Below are 17,091 nucleotides of genomic sequence, written 5' to 3' on the forward strand. Positions count from 1 at the left end.
TCGAATTTCTGCTGTCCTAGCACCGCTTGGGGTGCTGGCCCATCATTTCGTCACACGGGCGGTCGCCTGGCGCAGGACGGTCATGTCCGGGCCGGAGAAGGCGGCCTTTACGAGGCGGGCATAGTCGGGATAGCGTTTCATCACGACATCGACACCTTCCTTGACCAGCTTGTCCTTCTCGCCCTTGAAGCTGGCGGTGCGGATGTGGAAGACGAACGCCCAGGGCGAGATGAGGTTGACCCAGCCCGCCTTCATCGCCCGCATGCAGAAGTCATTCTCCTCACCATAGCCGCGCGGGAAGCCTTCCTCGTCAAACGTGCCGCATGCGTCCATCATGGCGCGCCGGATATACATGCAGAAGCCCGAGCCGGTCGGCACTTCAGGCGCGGCGCAATCGACCGCCGCCTGAACCATCATCAACGCATATTCCTCATGCGTCAGATGATCGGGCTTGTCGCATTTCTGGTTATGAAGCGGGAAGGAGAAGGCGCCGGCATTGTCGCCCATGGCCGTGACCGTGCCGACATTGGGCCGGCTATAGGCGGTGGCGCGCAGACCCTCCAGCCAGCGCGGCGTAACCACCGTATCGCTGTTCAAGAGGATGACATCGCGCCCGGCGGCCTGGCCGATGCCAAGGTTGATCGTCTTGGTATATCCCAGATTGCGAGGGGACCGCATGATGGTGAGGCCCGGCGTTCCGGCAAAACTGTCGAGCACGGGTCCAACCGCCGGATCGGGGCTGCCATCGTCGATGACGAGCAGCTGATTGTCCTTCAAATTTGTGTGCTTGATGACGGAGGCGATACAGGCCCGCACTTCCTCCGGAGCATTGTAGACGGGCATGACGATGGTGCAGGGCAAGGCCGCACCGATGGTCTGGGCGGCGATATCGATGGGTTTGGCGTTGCCCACATCGCTCTGCGGAGTCATCGGCCGACCGACGATCCGGCCATAAGCCTGGCCGACATGATCGCGCAGGCGCTGCTGCGAGAAATTCTGGCGGATGAAGGCGGCGCCCTTTTCCCCCATGGCTCCAATCTTGGCGTCATTCTCGCACAGGTCGGCCACCGCATCGACTACGGCAGCGACATTCTTGAACGGCACCAGATAGCCGGTTTCGCCATGCTGGATAAGCTCAGGCAGCGCGCCCCAATGATAGGCGATGACGGGGCGTTTGGCCGCCAAAGCTTCGGCGACCGTCCGGCCGAAGGATTCGGCGAAAGTGGACAGGTTCAGCAGGACATTGAGTTCCGACATGGCCGACCGGGCGCTGTCCTTGTAGCCGGCGAAGACCAGATTGTCGGGGCGCTCGCCCTTCGCGACCTCGTCCATCCAAGCATCGATCTGCGCGGTGCGCGGGCCGATGATGACGAACTTGGCGCGGCTGGTGCGGGCAGCCGCCAGGCGGGCGACCTCGACAAAATCGGCGATGCCCTTTTTGGGGATGTTGGAACTGACGATGCCGAACTTGATCGTGTTGCCGAACAGGTTGCGCATCTCGAAATCCTCGACCGTGACCGCATTGGGCACGTAGAGGGTCCGATTGTCGCGGGCGAACAACTCGCAGGTGGCGCGCGAATTGCCTATCAGCCAGTCGGTGCGGTCGAGCACCGTGCTGATGATCTCCCCGGTGGTGAGCGCCATGCGCTCCTGAAGGCCATTGTCGAGCGAGATGAGTTCCCGGACATGGCTGAGCGCCGTGCGCCCCATGCGCCGCGCCGCCGCGATCGGTTCCAGCAGGACGATGGTGTTGGCATGGACGATATCGACGGCATGGCGCGCGATGATGTCGGCGAAGTCCAGCATCAGCCATGCATAATTGTCGCGATTGTCCATCCATTGCGGATAGCGGAAGGCATAAGCGCCTGCGCACAGCTTCTGGATCGCCTCGATATAGGCGCGGTTATTGTCGCTGGGCAGCGTCATGATGACATTGACCGGCATCGTCGCCAGCGCTTCGAGCACATCGAGCAGGCTGCGTTCGCCGCCGAACAGCTGATGTCCGGAAATATGGGCGCATAACAGGATCGTCGGCTTGGTCGGATCCACCTCCCTGTAGCCGCGATACCAGACCGGGCCGCGCGGCATCGTGCCGTCCGGCGCCAGCGGGCTGCCCAGATGGGCAAGCCGACCTTCCTGCTTGGGCGCAGCGGCGATGCCGGCCGGCAGCGTCACCGCCTTCATTCCCGGCGTCGCGTCGACCGCAGAGCGGAACGCGGCCAGGTTCGTCCTGCCCCAACGCTGGTCGGGCTCCAGATAGGTGCCTTCCGCCCACTCATTCCAGGCATTGATGAACATCAGCGTTTCAGGCGCGCTGTTATGGCGGCTTTCCTGATCCAATATGCCCTTGATCCAGCGCCGGAACCCCTGCGGGGTCGCGCCATGGAAGACGCGCGCATCGGTCAGGCGGCGCGCCATATTGTCCCAACCCAGCATCGCGCCGCGGTGCACGGGCCATTCATAGCCGTCGGCATAGCGTTCGACATCGCCATCGACGACGGCGCCATAGTCGAAAATCTCGCCACCGAAATCCTTATGCAGATCATGCACCTTGGCGCGCAGATCGACCCGCGCGCCTTCATGCGGCGGGAACAGGACATAGCTGTCGAGCCCGTGATCCTGCGGCTGGCCTGCCAGCGATTCAAGACCAAAGCGCACCGCGCACAGGTGAATCTCGCCAAGACCGGCCTTGCGGCATTCCTCGCGCCAGATGCGCGCGGTTTCCAACCAGTTGGGAATGATCGAAATGCGATAGACAAGCAGAACCGGCTTGCCGCAATGACGGATCCAACGCGGATCCTTCATCATCGGGATCATTTCGTGAATGAAGGCGATATTGCTTTCGAGCGAATAATCCTGCTGCATCAGGACGTGGCGGTTCTGGCCGTCCCAATTGCGCGACCAGTTTTCGTTCGCCCAGCATACGCAAAAGCCGGTGTCGATGCGCGACGACCTGGCGAACTGCTCGATTGGCTGATTGAGCAGCTTCTTGCCGTTGAACCAGTAATAATAGAAGCAGAAGCCATGGATGCCGAATTCGCTTGCCAGTTCGGCCTGGCGCACCTCCGTCTCTTCAAGGCGCAGGTCATAATAGCCAAGGTCCGCCGGCACGCGGGGCTGATAATGGTGGCGGAACAATTGCTTTCCGCGCACGACATTCTGCCATTCGGTAAAGCCCTTGCCCCACCATTTGTCATTTTCGGGAATAGGATGGAATTGCGGCAGGTAGAAAGCCACAGCCTTGAGAGGGCGGTCAGGCGCGGCTGCTTGCGCCGGCCCGCGCGCGGCGTTGCGAACCTCCATGCCCCCTTCCCGGGCAACGGCGGCCAAAATCCCCAGAACCGTATCGCGTCCGGGAAATTTGCTGGCGTCCCCCGCACCAGCCAATTCAGCGGCACGCACAGCCACGGCAAGGGGCCGCCCGAGCAAAGGCTTGAGCCAGATCGCCGCGCCGCCGACCAGGTGCAGAGGATCCTGGCCAAGGGTCAAGCCCAGGCGTGGCAGCGCCGTATTGAGCGCGTCAATCAGCAGCTTGCGCTCCGCATCCTGTCGGACCAGCATAGAGGCGTGAGCGCCTGCCAGGCCCCATTGCGCATCGCCAACAAAGGCAGGTTGAAGCGCGATCGCCTGTTTCAGGGATTCGCCCGAACCATCCTGCGGCGATATCCAGAGGATATCTTCATAGCCATCCAGCGCCCCGGAGCCTGCAACACGCGCAAAACCTCGGGCATTCCCCGCCTCATCTGGGTCGCCAAGCAACGTCAGCGATACGATGTTGTCCGACAACGCCTCAGCGCCGAGCCGATCAATCGCTCCCATCAGGAACAGGTCCAGCGCACCGAGGCGGGAAAGCAGCTGCCGGATTTGTGCGCCGTCATCTTTAAGCGCGAGATTGAGGACGACCGCCAGTGGCGCGTTGGGCTCCAGCCCGCGCAACCCGAACGCATCAGTCGCATGACGGATATCGCAGGTCATTTCGACCGGACTTGGCATCGGCTGATGCGCTTTTGCGACGGAGTCGACAAGCCTTACCGGCGACTTGCGCGCGGGCAGCGGCTCGCGCCCTTCCGCCTCGCCATGGCGAATATAGTGAAGCAACGGATCCATGCCCGCCGCCACCACATCGGGATTGACCTCCACATAATGCCGTGTGTCAAACCTGGGGCCGGGATCACGCTGGAGAAGAAGACCAAAGCGCACGAAATGCTGGATGGGAGTGACGTCCACCAGGCGCGCGTCCGGGAAGGTCTTCACATACCAGTCGGCATCGAACAGCCCCGATTGTTCGACTTCGCGGGCCAGATCATCAAAAGTCAGCATTATCAGCCTTTATGGAATCGAGCGGCGCCAGACATGGAGCCGGATATCGGCAACAGGTTCAGCGCGGCTTTTCCTGGAGGGCGGCTGCGCAGCGGCGCAAATCCTCCATCGTGCGATTGACCGAGCGTCCTTCGCGAAGGCCATGGGTCACGAAATGTTCGGCGGCATTAACGCCCGCTTCGGACACATCAGGGTTCTGGTTAAGATACCAGGTAGCGTCGAACAGGCTATGCGTATCCAGCAACGCGCATTTGCGCTGCAAACGGACATTGGCAGGCAGGTATTTCGGCGCCGCTTGACGCAATAACGCGCCGAGCAGGCGTGTGAACAACAGATGCGCCTTGTCGGCCTGCGCCACCAGTTCCTGAACGCGTCCTTCCCGATCCTGCGCACGCTTGAGCGCGGACATCAGCGTTGCATTTTCCTTGAAACGAGCATCCAGTGCGGCTTCATGCTCGCGCACGGTCGTTGCCTGTTGATCCTTAGCGGCCAGCAATTCGCCCTTGAGCTTGCGATGTTCGTCGTCAAGGCGCTTGACCTGAGCCTCAGCGGCCTGACGCGCCGCCGTCTCGTCAGCCAGTTGTGCGCGTAAAAACCGCAATTCGGCAGTGGCCCGGTCATCCGCCATCGCGGCGCCGCCGCCTGCATTCCCCTGGCTTTCCAAATCTTCCACCGCACCGCTTCCTTTGTTCAAAACTGCCCCGCTTCAGGCTATCGCATGATGGTTTCGGCTCACGAACCAAGTACCGAAGGATGGTGCGGCGACTATGGCAACCACCCTGTTGATGCAAGCCTTCCCCCGCGCCCTGCAGTCATCCTAGCGCTTCGCGGCTGACTGGGCCAACTCGCGCAGCGCGGCCATTTTCGCATTGGGCGAGCGCCCTTCGGCAAGGCCGTGGCGAATGAAGTGCAGCGCCGGATCCAGTGGTGAAACGGCGACATCCGGATAGGCCGATACATACCAGTCGGCATCAAAGCCGGCATGGTCGATGATCAGGCGGCGTTGCTGCTGCTCGGTTTTCTTTCGCGTGAGTTTGGGGAATGGCAAGACCGCTTGCGCCAACATCGTTTCCAGCGACGATAGCAAGCGATTATAGAGGTCGATATTGCTTTGCTGACTGGCCAGAGCCGTCGCGCGAAGGATTTCCCTCTTTCGCGTCATGTCGTGAAGGTCGGCTTCGACCGCCTTTACAGCATCCGTATGAGCCTTGCGCAGCCTGTCACTCTCGGCAGCGTGCTGCGCCATTTCGGTGCGCAGGCGGTCCAGTTCCTCGGTGCGAGCGCCCTCCTGTACCCGCGCGTCCTCCAGTCGCTGCCGATGCTCGCGCAGCGCGACATCCCGTTGGGCAAGATCAGCTTCGATATCGCGCTGATTTTGCAATACCGCATCAAGCCTTTGCGTCGATGCCCTTTCCTGGTCGGCGAGGGCCTGTTGAAGGTCGTCGACCTGCGCCTGCACCTGCCGCAGTCTTTCCTGCTCTTTGTCGCGCATGCGGGTCTGTTCATCGAGGTCCGCGCGAAGCCGCTCGATCGCACCATTGCGTTCGGCAAGACTGGCTTCGGCATCGTCCTGGCGCTGGCGAACATCGTCCAGCATCTGGCGCGTCTGGGCCAGTTCCAGTTCGCGATGATTGACCGCGCCCTGAAGCTGGATGGTTTCCGCCGTGCGCTCGCGCAGATTCTGCTCGAGCGTGGTGATGGCGCGGTTCGCCCTTTCCAAAGCAGCGCTATGCCGCTCCCGATCCGCCTGATTATGCTCATCGGCCGCGCGCAATTGCGCGTCACGGTCGGCCAAGGACTGGTTCGCCGCAAGGAGTGACTGGCGCGCCTGCGCGAGTTCCATTTCGCGCAGAGCAAATTGCTCGGTCAATGTCGCGATCTCACTGAAGCGGGCCTTGAGCGCCTCTTCCGCCGCCGCCTTCGCCCGCTCCAGATCACGAAGCCTGGAATGTGCCTGCGCCAGGGATTGCTCAAGCTCGGCGCGCGCTTTCGCGTCAGCACCTTGCTGCTCGTGCCACTCGTTCCGGGCATTGAGCAAGGCTTCGGCCGCCTGCTCGGTTTCCAGCTGCCTCTGGCGCAGGGCGCTGTCCGTCTGCGCCAGATCATCCTGGAGCCGCTTTAGCTCTTCCTGGTGGGTGGAGCGCTCCTGTGCCAGCTGACCGGAGAGTTGTTCTGCCCGCTCCTCCCATTGCCTTGCGAGCGCTTCGGTCTGCGCCGCCTTTACCTGATGGTCGGATGATGCCTGTTCCGCATCGCCCAGCTTGTGCAAGGCATCCGACAGAGCCTGCGCACTTTCCTCCTGGCGCGTGGCGGCCTCCCGCTCTGCCTCGTCGGCGCGGCGCTGAGCCTCCTCGATCGCTGCGGCGCTTTCTTCCTGCTTCTGCCGAGCCGCATCCGCCTGCTGCTGCGCGTCCTTCACCGCGGCGAAGGCGTTGGACAGGTCTCCTTCCAGTTTGGCGCGCATTTCGCGCAGCGTATCGCGCTCCTTCTGCGTAGCCAGATGGCGCGCCTCGAGCGCTTCCTTGGCGCGCTGGATCGCCTCAGCCTGTTCCTGTGCCTTCACAGCGCGGGCCTCGACCTCAGCCTGCGCGAGCTTCAGCTCCTCGGCCTGTTTGCGGGAGCCAGCGACATGCTGCTCCAGCGAACGAGCGCGCTCACGCAACCCGTCCCTCTCCTTCCGGGCCTCGGCCAATTGCCGTTCAGCCGTTTCCTGCCCCGTTTGCAACGCGGCAAGGCGCTCCTGCGTCGAGGAAAAATTGCGCTCAAGCTCTACTTTCCCGGCGCGCAGGGCATCAAGCTCTGCTTGTGCGGCGGCTGCACTACTTTCCAGTTCGGCCTGACGCGCGCCCGCCTTCTCGCGGTCCTGCTGCAACTGCGCGATCTTGGCGTGCCGATCTTCATTATCCTTCGCGATCGTGCCAAAGGCATGGCTCGCCGCGACAAATTGCGCGCGAACCTCATCCAGCGCCGCACGTCCGTCCGCATTCTCGCCATCGGCGGCAAAGCCCATCAGCGTCTCATATGTCCGAACCACCCAGTCGGAACCGTAGCTGAGCGAACGGAGTACCCGTGCGCCATCGCGGTGATGGCGCATGTCGGCAGAAAGGAATTGCGCGATTTCACGGCGCGCCTTGACCGAATTGCGCGGCCAGATCAGCCCCAGATCGTCCTGCGTCCGCTCGATGAGGCCGGCCGGGTCTTCCAACAGATCATCGAACGTCGTGAAGATGCGGCGCAACCCGCGGGTTCCACGCTCGCCGTCGAGCGTGTAGCGCAACCATAGCAAGACGCCCTTGGACATCAGGAAATTATTGCGCCGCTCCAGCGATCGCGCGACCTCGACGGGATTGCGCAGCGGATGGATGGCTACCTGATCAATGCCCAATTCGTCGAAGATTGAACGCCAGAACGGCATCAGGATCGAAAGCCGCGGGTCCTTGAAGATGAAGAGCGGCGAGTCGGTGAATTCACTACCCACCAGTTCGATCGCGCGATCGCGAAACCGTTGCACCGCGGAGGATTTGAACCAGTCGGGATTGAATTCCAGCCATTCCGACCATTCACCGCCGCCCGACAGGAGCATTTCCTCGTTCAGGTCCTTGATCGGCTTGGATTCCCAGTAGCCGGCGGCGTTCCACTGGTCAGCCCCGATCAGGCGCGGCGGCATGTCACCGCCGAGCAGGTTGAGCGCGCGCGACAGGGCACTGGTGCCGGAACGGTGCATCGCGACAATCATCACCGCCGTACGTCTGGCTGACGGGGAAACAGGGGCGGAAGCCCCCACCTTTTGTGCCTGACCTGATTTCGCCCCGCCCGATGCCTGCGTTTTTTCCGTCGACACTATATCGTCCACCCTTAACCGCCCCCAGACTGAATGGCCGCACCTTCTGACGCCATGGTCGCACCTGTCAATCATAAACCCCAGCTTTGTCCCGCATTGCAACATCGGCAGCCGGCTTGGCGCGGAGATTGGCACCTATGCGACGGTGCTCGTCACCGCCAGGCAACTGCGCGGCAGCGCAGCAATGCCACGCCCCCGGGCGGCCGCCAGCTTCTGCCTTCCAGACGCGGAGTCTCGTTCTGGGCCGACCCCATCACACAACCAGACATTGCGCGCCGCAACATCGCCTTGCAATCGACACCCGCCAACCTTACACCGCGACCGTCTTTGAGGGAGCTTGATGTGCGCAAGGGAATTATATTGGCCGGCGGGTCCGGCACAAGACTCTATCCGCTGACCAAAGGCGTCTCGAAACAATTGATGCCGGTCTATGACAAGCCGATGATCTATTATCCGCTGTCGACCCTGATGCTGTCGGGCATTCGCGACGTCCTGATCATCACTACGCCCCATGATGCGGCGTCCTTTCAAGCTCTTCTGGGCGATGGCAGCGAATGGGGCATGTCCCTGTCCTATGCCGTGCAGCCCGAACCCAAGGGGCTGGCCCAGGCCTATCATATCGGCGCGGACTTCGTGGGCAGCAATCCCTCCACGCTCGTGCTGGGGGACAATATCTTCTACGGCCATGGCCTGGTCGACCTGTTGCGCAATGCCGGCACGCGCGACAATGGCGCCACCGTCTTTGGCTATTATGTCAGCGATCCCAAGGCCTATGGCGTGGTATCGTTCGATGCGCAGGGTCGCGCCGAAACGATCGAGGAAAAGCCCGAACAGCCCAAGTCCAACTATGCGGTCACGGGGCTGTATTTCTACGATGGCCGCGCGGTCGATATGGCGCGGGACCTCAAGCCCTCTCCGCGTGGCGAACTGGAAATCACCGACCTCAACCGCCTCTATCTGGAAGAAGGTGCGCTCTCGGTCGAGATCATGGGCCGCGGCTATGCCTGGCTCGACACCGGCACCCACGGATCGCTGCTCGACGCGGCGCTCTATGTGCGGGTGACGGAGGACCGCCAGGGCCTCAAAATCTGCTGCCCCGAAGAGATCGCCTGGCGTCAGGGCTTCATTGACGACGCTCAGCTGGAAAAGGTCGCGGCCCCGCTGCGCAAAAGCGGCTATGGCGACTATCTGATGGACCTGCTCGGCGGCAAGGGAGCGATTGCGTGAACATCATCGAGACCGCCATCCCCGGCCCCGTCATCATCGAACCGCGCGTGTTCGGCGACGAACGCGGCTTCTTTTACGAAAGCTATAATGCGGGCGCGTTCAAGGCGGCCGGGCTGGATCTGAATTTCGTCCAGGACAATCACAGCAAATCCGCCAAGGGCGTGCTGCGCGGGCTGCATTTCCAGAATCCCAATCCGCAGGGCAAGCTGGTGCGTGTGACCGCCGGCCGGGTCTGGGACGTCGCGGTCGATATCCGCCGGTCCAGCCCGCATTTCGGCAAATGGGTCGGCGTCGAGCTGTCGGCTGCCAACAAGCGCATGTTCTGGGTGCCCGAAGGCTTTGCGCACGGCTTCATCGCGCTGGAGGACGGCACCGAATTTCTCTACAAATGCACGGCGACCTATGATCCGTCCGCCGAACATTCGCTGATGTGGAATGATCCTGCCGTCGGCATCGAATGGCCGCTGGAAGGTCTGGAACCACAGCTGTCGGGCAAGGACGCACAGGGCAAGGCGCTAAGCGAGATCGAGGCTTTCGCATGAAAACGCTGATCACAGGAGCCAAGGGCCAGCTTGGCCGGGGTTTGCAGGCGACCGCGCCGGCCGACGCGACATTGCTGTGCGTCGACGTCGATGAACTTGATATCACCGACAGCGTCGCAGTCGGGGCGTTTGTCACGCGCGAAAAGCCGGATCTCATCCTGAACGCCGCCGCCTATACTGCCGTGGACAGGGCGGAAACAGAAGAAGACGCCGCAATGGCGATCAATGGCATCGCGACCGGAACGCTGGCGGACGCCGCCCGATCCGTGGGGGCACGGTTCGTCCACGTGTCGACCGACTTCGTGTTCGATGGACGCGCGGGAATTCCCTACGCCCCTGATGCGCAGACCGCGCCGTTGAGCGCCTATGGCCGCACCAAGCTGGCGGGCGAGCAACTGGCCGGACCGGATGCGCTGATCGTGCGCACGGCCTGGGTCTATGCGCCGACCGGCGGCAATTTCGTGCGCACGATGCTGCGCCTGATGGCGGAACGACCCGAAGTCCGGGTGGTCGCCGACCAGATCGGCACGCCGACCTACGCGCCCGGCCTTGCGTCAGCGCTCTGGACCATGGCCGGCAAGGGCGTTTCGGGCATTCACCATTATACCGACAGCGGTGCTGCCAGCTGGTATGATTTTGCGGTCGCCATCCAGGAAGAAGGGCTGGCGAGCGGCTTGCTGAGCCAGGAGGCGCGGATCGTGCCGATCCCGACCAGCGCCTATCCGACGCCTGCGGCTCGCCCGCATTGTTCGGTTCTGGACAAGGCATCGACCTTCGACGCTCTGGGTGGCCCGACGCCGCATTGGCGCGCCAATCTGCGCGTGATGATGCAGGCGATCAAGACGAACGGCTGACCGTCTAAGCGTCGACCAGTTTCAGCGCGCGGAGCAAGGCCCGCGCGCTGTCGTCCCAGCCGGCACCGACAAAAGGTGCGGGATCTGGATGGTGCAGAATCTCGACTAACCGGGCTGCGAGCGCAGTGGGCGCTTCGTCAGTGAAAAAATAAAGGCCGGGGCGCTCGAGTTCGCGCAACACGGGCAGGTCGCGCGCCAGCACCTTGCAGCCGTGACGCAGCGCCTCGGCGACCGGCAATCCATAGCCCTCCCCGCGTGAAGGCACCGCGACCAGCGACGCCCGCGCATAGATGGCGGTCAGCACTTCATCGGTCGCGCTGTCCAGCCACAGGAAACGCGGCTGCCGCCGCGCCAGCTCCCGCATATGCGCCTGCAAGGATTCGGTGCGCCAACCAGGACGACCGACGACGACGAGCCAAGGCGCCGTGGGGTCAATCTGCCACAGATGCTCCATCGCCGCGATGAGGCTGTCATGCCCCTTGCGCGGTTCGATAGTCCCCACGACCAGTACCATTTTCTGGCCGTTCAGTTGGGCAAGCGCGGCATCCTCTTCGGCGCTCATACCCATGGTAGGGCTGGACTGCTCGATCGCGCCGCTGAGCGGCATGACGCCAATCTCAATTCGGTTAAGCGACATCGCAGGCGCGGTTTGCAGCATATCGTGCAAATCGCGCGCCACCTGCTCCGAAATACAGATGGCGCGATCGGCATGGCGCATCAGCACCTTGATCCATCCCCGGAAATTCCGCCCGGTGCTTTCTGGAAACCAGTCCGGCCGTTGAAGCGGCAACAGGTCATAGACGACCAGATTGATGGAAGCCCCCGCGCGCCGCCAGCCGGCGATCTGCCGCCGATGGCGGATCAATCTGTGCGCAGCGAGATCAAGGCCCAGGAAAATATCGCCCGAGGCGGCTTTCACCAATGGAGCGGACCGGGCGGGCAACGAGAATGTCAGACTGTCCGGATCATAGTGCGCAACCGCGTAGCCGCGCCTCGCCGTCGCCGCGACCGGCACTACGAGGACATCCTTCAGCTCTGCCTGGATAAAACACTGCCAGAGCGCCCGAACCACCCGCTGAATACCAGTGCCCGCGTCATGCTGCGCAATCGTAGAGACATCAATCAAGAGGCGGCGATGCGTGGGCCTAGATGCTCCCGGCGTCGGCCGCCTCAACCGCCAAACCGACCATTTCATCCGGTAGCGTTGGCCTGGTAGAAGGCAAAGGCCTCGTCCATGTCGTCAAATTCGGTCAATGTGCTGCGCGCCAGGACGGCGGCGCGGTCGCAACGATCGCGCACAAAATTATCGTTGTGCGACACGATGATCATCGCACGGTCCTTCCGCTTGACGAACAGTTCGTTGTAGCATTTTTCCTGAAAACGCTTGTCGCCCACCGCCACGATCTCATCGATCAAAAAGCAATCGAAGTCGACCGCGAGGGAAATGCCGAAACCCAATCGCGCACGCATACCGGCAGAATAGGTCTTGATCGGCTCCTTGAGATATCGGCCCAGCTCGGCGAATTCCTCCACCGCCTGTTCGGCCTCTTCCGGATCCTTGTTATAGACACGGCAAATAAACTTCAGATTATCCAGACCAGTCAGCGAATGCTGAAATGCACCGGAAAAGGCGAGCGGCCAGGATATCGACATGTCGCCCACGATCCGACCGCCGGTAGGCTGTTCGATACCACCTATCAACCGGATGAGTGTGGACTTCCCAGCGCCGTTACGACCCAAAATGCCGATTTTTTCGCCACGGTTGATCGTGAAGCCCACATCCTTGAAGACCCAATGCCGGCCCGTACGCGTGCGATACGCCTTGCTGATATTTTCCAGACGGATCATGCGGGCACCAGATTGCGGCTCGCGCGGCGGATTTCGACCAGACCGAGCAAGGTGAATACCAGATTGACTGTCGCCATATAACCCAAGTCGTAATGCGCAACAAACTCGGACCCGAAAAATCCGTCCCTCACACATTCGACGCCATGAACCATTGGCAGCAACAGCACCCATTCGCGGAACTCGGGCGGCAACGCGTCTACCAAAAATCCAGATCCTGACAGTGGAAACAAAAGATATTGCATCGGGTGCCAGAATTTATCGACCAGTTCGGATCGGTGTGACAGCGCGCCGACGAACATGCCGAGCGCGCAACCCCACCAGGCCAGCATCAACCATCCGCCGACGACTTTGAGGGGGTCCTCCGGCAAACTGAGCCAACCGATCGCGGCAAAAATGATCGTCAACACCAGGAAGGACGTCGCGACGCTGACCCCTTCCAACAACAGGCGTGAGGCGAATATGTCGAAGATCTTCACATTGCGGTGATACATCAGCGACAAATTGGGCTCGATCGAATCCACCAGCCGCGATGGCATGTTTCGCCAGACCAGCACGCTGGAATAGCCGGTCACCGCAAATGCGGCGATTGTCAGGCTGGATCCATGAACGGCCTTTAACGCGCTCCAGATCAGCGTCACGCCGACCGTGAAGATCATCGGCTCGACGAACAGCCACAAAAAGCCGATATTGTGACGGCCAAAGCGTGTGATGACCTCACGTAGGATGAGCGCATGGATGACCCGCCGCTGAATCGCGAAGGAGTGCGCGAAGCTGGTGCGCGGCACCTCCGGACCATTCCCGTCCATCAGTCCTTATGTTCCTTGATACCGCTGACCAGCATCGACAGCACCGCCCACACGACCATGCCGACGGCGAATACGCCCAGAATGGCGCGCATACGATGCGGTTCGGTGGGATAATCCGGGATATTGGGTTCCACAATACGCTCGACATAGGCGCGCTTGCGACGCGCCTCGTTCCGCGCATCCTGCAACGACGTGATCGCCGCCGCCAACACCTTGTCGGCGAGCTGGCTTTCAAGTTGCAGCCGCTGATATTGCGCCGCCGTGGCGGCCAGCGATTTCTGGTTGCCGGCCACCAGACCAACCTGCTGGTCAATTTCCCGGCTCAATTCGCGCACGCGGGTTTGAAGAATCGGAATTTGCGGATTCTGCGGCGTGAAGGCGCGCAGCTGGACCAACTGCGTTTTGGTCGAGATCATTTCATCCTGCAGCTTGGAAATCATCTGCAATTGGACGGTCGCCTGCTGTTCAGGATCGACCACGCCTTCCTGATTGCGATATTGGGAAAGGGCGAGCGCGGCCTTGCGCGCAGCCGCCTTGGCCTCTTCCAGTTCCTTCGACGCATAGCTGATAAGGTCGGCGCGTGACCGCTGGTTCAGATCATTGACCAGCGTTTCGGCTTGGGCGAGCAACCGGCGGTTGATTTCATACGCGTCCTTCGGGGCAAAGGCGCGCACTTTCAGCGTTGTGATCGAAGCACCCGCATCATAGGCGACTTCGATCTTCTTGGTGTAGAAATTGAACAACCGATCGCGCGACACGCCCGACCGCCAAGGGTCGAAACGGTTCAGGACGGAAATAGAATCATTGCCATAGGCTCTGGTCACCAGACCGTCGCGATTGAGTTTCGCAAGGGCGTCCCGCGACAGGATATAGTCGCGCGTGGCATAGCCCTCATTGCTGGAATTACCGCCGGACTTGATCAGCGCTCCCAAGCTGGAAGGTTCGCTCTTTTCCGCGTTCTGCACAACGAAATGCGATTCAGAGATATAAAGGTCGGAGCTCAAACCATAATATAGGGCGGCAATCGCCGTAGGAATCAGGACCGAAGCGATAAAGAGAGTCGGTACGCGCCCGACGCGATCAGGAATTTTTAGCATTGGCACTCGTCAGCCCATAGTTTGGGCTTGTGTTAGGAGTGGCATCCGGCAAAGTCCAGCCTATTGCATCGCGGCACAGAGACGGCGTCCTTGGCCTCTTTGGCCTCCCCACTCCTTGTTTGTAATCCGCAAAGGGCGTGCTAGGGCGAGCGCTCCTTCCTACAGCAGGGGCTGTGCGGCTTTATGAAAATCACGATGATCGGCACGGGTTATGTAGGCCTTGTGTCGGGGGCCTGTTTTGCGGATTTCGGGCATGACGTTGTGTGCGTCGACAAGGATGCGGGCAAGATCGCAGCGATCGAATCCGGCCGCATGCCGATTTTCGAGCCGGGGCTTGACCAGCTGGTGGGCAGCAACGCGGCGGCCGGTCGCCTGACCTTCACCACCGACCTTGCCGCCGGGGTCAAGGGCGCGGACGCGATCTTCATCGCGGTCGGCACGCCTTCGCGCCGGGGCGATGGCCATGCCGATCTTTCCTATGTCTATGCTGCGGCGCGGGAAATCGTCGGCGCGCTCGATGGCCCTGCCGTCATCGTCACCAAGTCGACCGTGCCCGTGGGCACCGGTGACGAGGTCGAGCGGATCGCGCGCGAACTGCGCCCTGACCTCGACATCCAGTGCGTCTCCAACCCCGAATTCCTACGCGAAGGCGCGGCGATCGGCGACTTCAAGCGGCCCGACCGCGTCGTCGTGGGCACCACCGGCTCTGAGCGCGCGATCGCGGTGATGAGCCAGGTCTACCGACCGCTCAACCTCAACCAGGCGCCGCTGATGTTCACCGGCCGCCGCACCGCCGAACTCATCAAATATGCCGCCAACGCCTTCCTCGCGACCAAGATCACCTTCATCAACGAGATGGCGGACCTGTGCGAGGCGGTGGGCGCGGAAGTGCAGGACGTGTCGCGCGGCATCGGCCTTGATAACCGCATCGGCGGCAAGTTCCTGCATGCCGGCCCCGGCTATGGCGGCTCCTGCTTCCCCAAGGATACGCTCGCGCTGGTCAAGACGGGCCAGGATCATGACGCGCCGATCCGCATCGTGGAAACGGTGGTGCAGGTCAACGACCTGCGCAAGCGCGCCATGGGCCGCAAGATCGTCAAGGCCCTGGGCGGCGACGCGCGCGGCAAGAAAGTCGCGCTTTTGGGCCTCACCTTCAAACCCAACACCGACGACATGCGCGACGCCCCCAGCCTCGCCATCGTCCAGGCGCTGGAGGATGCCGGCGCGACCATCGTCGCCTATGATCCCGAAGGCATGGAGGTCGCCGCGCCGATGATGCCATCCGTCACGATGGCGAGCGACGCCTATGAGGCAGCCGACGGCGCCGACGCGCTGGTGCTGGTCACCGAATGGGACATTTTCCGCGCGCTGGACCTGAAACGCATCGCCGCCGCCATGGCTGGCAAGGCGCTCATCGACTTGCGCAACATCTACCCCCTCGCCGAAGCCCAGGACGCCGGCTTCACCCTCACCCGCGTCGGCGGCATGGGCAGCTGAACCGGCTGACGGGCATATGAAAAACGCGATCATCACCGGCATTACCGGCCAGGACGGGGCCTATCTGGCGCAACTGCTGCTGGACAAGGGCTACCGGGTTTACGGCACGTTCCGCAGGAGCAGTTCGGTCAATCTGTGGCGGATCGAGGAACTGGGCATTGCCGACCATCCGGAATTGCGGCTGGTCGAATATGATTTGACCGACTTGTCCTCCTCCATCCGTCTGCTCCAGCAATCGCAAGCACGCGAAGTCTATAACCTGGCGGCGCAAAGCTTTGTGGGCGTGTCGTTCGACCAACCGCTGACCACCGCGCAGATCACCGGCATCGGTCCGCTCAATCTGCTGGAAGCCATCCGCATCGTCGATCCGACGATCCGATTTTATCAAGCCAGCACGTCCGAGATGTTCGGCAAGGTGCAAAGCATGCCGCAGAATGAAGCGACCCCATTCTGGCCCCGCAGCCCCTATGGCGTGTCGAAACTCTATGCGCATTGGAGCACGGTCAACTATCGCGAAAGCTACGGCATTTTCGGGTGCAGCGGCATATTGTTCAATCATGAAAGCCCGTTGCGCGGACGCGAATTCGTCACCCGCAAGATCACCGACACCGTCGCCAAGATCGCGCTGGGGCAGCTCGATTGCCTGATGCTGGGCAACATCGATGCCAGGCGCGACTGGGGTTTTGCCCGCGAATATGTCGAGGGCATGTGGCGCATGATGCAGGCGGACGAGCCGGACACCTATGTGCTGGCGACGGGACGAACCGAAACGGTGCGTGATTTCGTGCAACTCGCATTCAAGGCGGTGGGACGGGACATCGTCTTTTCCGGCGAGGGCGAAGCGGAAATCGGCTTCGATGCGGCCAGCGGCGAAACCGTGATGCGCATCGACCCGCGCTTCTATCGCCCGGCAGAAGTCGATCTGCTGATCGGCGATGCGAGCTATGCGAGGGAAAAGCTGGGATGGGCGCCGCAAACCTCGCTTGAAACGCTGTGCGAGATGATGGTGCAGGCCGACCTGCGCCGTAACGAGGCCGGCGTCAGTTTCTGAACGGAGGC

The 17,091-nt window shown here is 61.8% G+C and carries 12 protein-coding genes; 5 read left to right on the top strand and 7 right to left on the bottom strand.

Going from position 1 to position 17,091, the window contains the following annotated elements; genetic code table 11:
* Positions 1–42: 42 nt before the first annotated feature.
* The 3 genes from SKA58_RS19150 to SKA58_RS19155 all read right to left on the bottom strand — a co-directional run bounded on the left by SKA58_RS19150 (position 43) and on the right by SKA58_RS19155 (position 8,059).
* Positions 43–4,320, bottom strand: coding sequence for a glycoside hydrolase family 99-like domain-containing protein (locus tag SKA58_RS19150; protein ID WP_009822214.1), 4,278 nt, complete (start codon positions 4,318–4,320; stop codon positions 43–45).
* A gap of 58 nt (positions 4,321–4,378) precedes the next feature.
* Positions 4,379–4,993, bottom strand: a complete 615-nt coding sequence (locus SKA58_RS09575; RefSeq protein ID WP_009822215.1) for a hypothetical protein — start codon at positions 4,991–4,993, stop codon at positions 4,379–4,381.
* Between the two features lie 144 nt (positions 4,994–5,137).
* Positions 5,138–8,059 carry a hypothetical protein gene (locus SKA58_RS19155; protein ID WP_232209407.1) on the bottom strand — a complete coding sequence of 974 codons (2,922 nt, stop codon included), beginning with the start codon at positions 8,057–8,059 and terminating at the stop codon, positions 5,138–5,140.
* A 444-nt stretch (positions 8,060–8,503) separates the two neighbouring features.
* On the opposite strand from SKA58_RS19155, the gene rfbA reads away from it, so the two are divergent.
* The 3 genes from rfbA to rfbD are packed head-to-tail and all read left to right on the top strand — an operon-like array spanning position 8,504 to position 10,784.
* On the top strand, positions 8,504–9,388 hold the full coding sequence (rfbA, locus tag SKA58_RS09585) for a glucose-1-phosphate thymidylyltransferase RfbA (RefSeq protein WP_037542918.1): 885 nt from the start codon (positions 8,504–8,506) through the stop codon (positions 9,386–9,388).
* On the top strand, positions 9,385–9,930 hold the full coding sequence (gene rfbC, locus SKA58_RS09590) for a dTDP-4-dehydrorhamnose 3,5-epimerase (RefSeq protein ID WP_009822218.1): 546 nt from the start codon (positions 9,385–9,387) through the stop codon (positions 9,928–9,930). Before rfbA ends, rfbC begins: the two co-directional genes overlap by 4 nt.
* Complete coding sequence (gene rfbD / locus SKA58_RS09595; RefSeq protein ID WP_009822219.1) at positions 9,927–10,784, top strand: dTDP-4-dehydrorhamnose reductase; 858 nt, start codon at positions 9,927–9,929, stop codon at positions 10,782–10,784. The genes rfbC and rfbD overlap by 4 nt, the downstream gene beginning before the upstream one ends.
* A 4-nt stretch (positions 10,785–10,788) precedes the next feature.
* Here rfbD and SKA58_RS09600 read toward each other — a convergent pair whose 3' ends face one another.
* The 4 genes from SKA58_RS09600 to SKA58_RS09615 all read right to left on the bottom strand — a co-directional run bounded on the left by SKA58_RS09600 (position 10,789) and on the right by SKA58_RS09615 (position 14,442).
* Positions 10,789–11,910 (bottom strand): glycosyltransferase family 4 protein, encoded by a 1,122-nt coding sequence (locus SKA58_RS09600; protein WP_198005957.1) that lies wholly within the window; start codon positions 11,908–11,910, stop codon positions 10,789–10,791.
* Positions 11,911–11,975: 65 nt separating this feature from the next.
* Complete coding sequence (locus SKA58_RS09605; RefSeq protein ID WP_009822221.1) at positions 11,976–12,632, bottom strand: ABC transporter ATP-binding protein; 657 nt, start codon at positions 12,630–12,632, stop codon at positions 11,976–11,978.
* Positions 12,629–13,438, bottom strand: coding sequence for an ABC transporter permease (locus SKA58_RS09610; protein WP_009822222.1), 810 nt, complete (start codon positions 13,436–13,438; stop codon positions 12,629–12,631). The genes SKA58_RS09605 and SKA58_RS09610 overlap by 4 nt, the downstream gene beginning before the upstream one ends.
* Positions 13,438–14,442 carry a hypothetical protein gene (locus tag SKA58_RS09615; protein WP_228222739.1) on the bottom strand — a complete coding sequence of 335 codons (1,005 nt, stop codon included), beginning with the start codon at positions 14,440–14,442 and terminating at the stop codon, positions 13,438–13,440. Before SKA58_RS09615 ends, SKA58_RS09610 begins: the two co-directional genes overlap by 1 nt.
* A gap of 276 nt (positions 14,443–14,718) precedes the next feature.
* Between SKA58_RS09615 and SKA58_RS09620 the strand changes: the two genes are divergently transcribed.
* Both SKA58_RS09620 and gmd read left to right on the top strand, forming a co-directional pair.
* Entirely contained in the window at positions 14,719–16,032 is a 1,314-nt protein-coding gene (locus SKA58_RS09620; RefSeq protein ID WP_009822224.1) for a UDP-glucose dehydrogenase family protein, read from the top strand.
* A gap of 16 nt (positions 16,033–16,048) precedes the next feature.
* Complete coding sequence (gmd, locus tag SKA58_RS09625) at positions 16,049–17,083, top strand: GDP-mannose 4,6-dehydratase (RefSeq protein ID WP_009822225.1); 1,035 nt, start codon at positions 16,049–16,051, stop codon at positions 17,081–17,083.
* Positions 17,084–17,091 lie beyond the last annotated feature (8 nt).

The organism is Sphingomonas sp. SKA58, assembly GCF_000153545.1.
Classification (GTDB): Bacteria; Pseudomonadota; Alphaproteobacteria; order Sphingomonadales; family Sphingomonadaceae; genus Sphingobium; species Sphingobium soli.

Excerpts from the sequence above, each read along its gene's own strand:
- SKA58_RS19150 (WP_009822214.1), bottom strand. The coding sequence starts at position 4,320 with ATGCTGACTTTTGATGATCTGGCCCGCGAAGTCGAACAATCGGGGCTG.
- rfbD (WP_009822219.1), top strand. The coding sequence starts at position 9,927 with ATGAAAACGCTGATCACAGGAGCCAAGGGCCAGCTTGGCCGGGGTTTG.
- SKA58_RS09605 (WP_009822221.1), bottom strand. The coding sequence starts at position 12,632 with ATGATCCGTCTGGAAAATATCAGCAAGGCGTATCGCACGCGTACGGGC.
- SKA58_RS09610 (WP_009822222.1), bottom strand. The coding sequence starts at position 13,438 with ATGGACGGGAATGGTCCGGAGGTGCCGCGCACCAGCTTCGCGCACTCC.
- SKA58_RS09620 (WP_009822224.1), top strand. The coding sequence starts at position 14,719 with ATGAAAATCACGATGATCGGCACGGGTTATGTAGGCCTTGTGTCGGGG.
- gmd (WP_009822225.1), top strand. The coding sequence starts at position 16,049 with ATGAAAAACGCGATCATCACCGGCATTACCGGCCAGGACGGGGCCTAT.